The organism is Stenotrophomonas sp. YJH_SMC_80 (assembly GCF_059372495.1).
In genome coordinates this window covers 1-1691 of record NZ_JCAFVP010000034.1, presented here as the reverse complement: position 1 = coordinate 1691, position 1691 = coordinate 1, and the positions used below count along the sequence as shown (strand labels likewise).

General features: G+C 60.1%; 2 protein-coding genes and 1 pseudogene. All 3 read right to left on the bottom strand.

Features of this window, described 5'->3' with window-relative positions; genetic code table 11:
* Positions 1-115: 115 nt before the first annotated feature.
* On the bottom strand, positions 116-574 hold the full coding sequence (hsp20-GI, locus tag AC5P99_RS21535) for a small heat shock protein sHSP20-GI (RefSeq protein WP_005409665.1): 459 nt from the start codon (positions 572-574) through the stop codon (positions 116-118).
* Between the two features lie 91 nt (positions 575-665).
* The gene (locus tag AC5P99_RS21530) at positions 666-1196 is read right to left on the bottom strand and encodes an ATP-dependent metallopeptidase FtsH/Yme1/Tma family protein (protein WP_425519407.1); all 531 of its coding nucleotides are present in this window, start codon (positions 1194-1196) and stop codon (positions 666-668) included.
* A pseudogene (locus AC5P99_RS21525) lies at positions 1162-1434 on the bottom strand (leucine zipper domain-containing protein); the annotation flags it as partial. The gene AC5P99_RS21530 and the pseudogene AC5P99_RS21525, both read right to left, overlap by 35 nt.
* Positions 1435-1691: the final 257 nt, after the last annotated feature.

The window sequence follows — 1691 nt, the reverse complement described above, 5'->3', positions numbered from 1 at the left end:
TGCCGCCGATTGGGCCAGAGCCGGTCCGCTCAGTCCGACGACGACCGCCAGGGCAAGTGCGGAGAAGATGTATTGTGGCTGTTTGATATTCATGATCTTGGGCTCCTGATTGAAGTTAGTTGACTGAGATTTCAATCTGTTTCGGTTTGGCTTGCTCGGCCTTGACAAGCCGCACTTCCAGCACGCCGTCTTTCATCGAAGCCGTCACCTTGGTCGGATCAACGTTGTCAGGCAAGACAAAGCTGCGCACAAAGCGGCCATACGCACGTTCGATGCGGTGGAATTTCTTGCCCTGCTCCTCTTTTTCCAGTTTGCGCTCGCCGCTGATGGTGAGCACGCCGTTTTCCGCGCTGACGCGCACGGCATCCTTGGGGACCTCCGGCAGATCCAGCTTGAGGATGAATGCGTTCTCATCCTCGCTGACGTCCACCATTGGTGCCCAGTCCGCCGTGGTCATGGCTTCGTTGCCGGTACGGGCGCCCTGTCGCTGAGGTGTCCGTCCCAACATCGTCGCCAGGCGGTTTTGCAATTCATCCAGTTCCCGGAAGGGGTCCCACGGAGTCAATGCAGACATATCGGTTCTCCTTGAACAATGCCGGCGAATTGGATGACGCACCGAACAGAGCCGCCGGTTCACTCTGAATAGCGCCTACTACTTTTCGTTTCTAGTTTCTATTAAGAATAAGTCCTTGGGTCAATTGAAGGATGTCGTTCTCGTCGAGCGTTTCCCGCGCCAGCAGTTCGCGCGCGCAGCGCTCCAGCACCGCGCGATTGGTATCGAGAATTCGGTAGGCGCGCTCGAACACGCCCACCACGGTGTCACGGATGGCGTGATCGATGCGTGTCTGAGTCGATTCGGCTACCCGGCAGCCACCCTGTACCAGTTCAGGCGCATCAAGAAAACGCGGCCTCTGTGCCTCAAAAGCAACGTACCCCAAGCCCTCATCCATGCCAAAGCGCGTAATCATGTCGCGGGCGATGTCGGTGGCCCGCGCCAGATCGTCTGAAGCCCCTGTGGACAGCTCGCCAAACACGAGCTTCTCAGCCGCGCGCCCTCCCAGGAGTACGGCGATCTTGTGCTCCAGGTCGGCACGTGTCATCAGAAATCGGTCTTCGGTGGGCCGCTGCAGGGTGTAGCCGAGTGCACCGATGCCACGCGGAATGATCGATATCTTGTGTACCGGATCGCTGTTCAAACACCCGATCCACTACCGCCTGCGGTGTTGCATGCGGACAGTGATGAGGACGGGAGGAGCGATCGAGCAGGCCATCCGGCCCTTCCTGACTGAAACGCTTGAGCCATTTGTACGCGGTGCGCACGCTGACGCCGGCGGCATGGGCCGCCTCTTCGGCGCGTAGGCCTTGAACAAGGATGCGGTCCACAAGCAGGGCTCGACCGCGAGGGCTCAAACGGGCATGTTTATGCAGGTTCATCCGGGGCTCCTGGGGGCTGGTTTGGCTTGGTAACCACCATCTTCCAGAGATGCCCCGGATGAACAACCTACTGGGAGATCACAGCTAGGTAACCCAGCAAGGCGGGTACTCTGAAAGCCGCCGTCGCCACCGCCGCGAGGCTGCATGCCGCCAGCAGGATCAGGGTGGCGCCGAGCAAGTCCTGCATCGGTCAACGCCCCACCTGTGCAGATGCCCAGCGCACGATGTCCTGCGCGCCCAAGGCGCCGGCCTGACGC

Bases quoted from the DNA above. Each gene is read 5' to 3' on its own strand.
- hsp20-GI (WP_005409665.1), bottom strand. From the start codon at position 574: ATGTCTGCATTGACTCCGTGGGACCCCTTCCGGGAACTGGATGAATTG.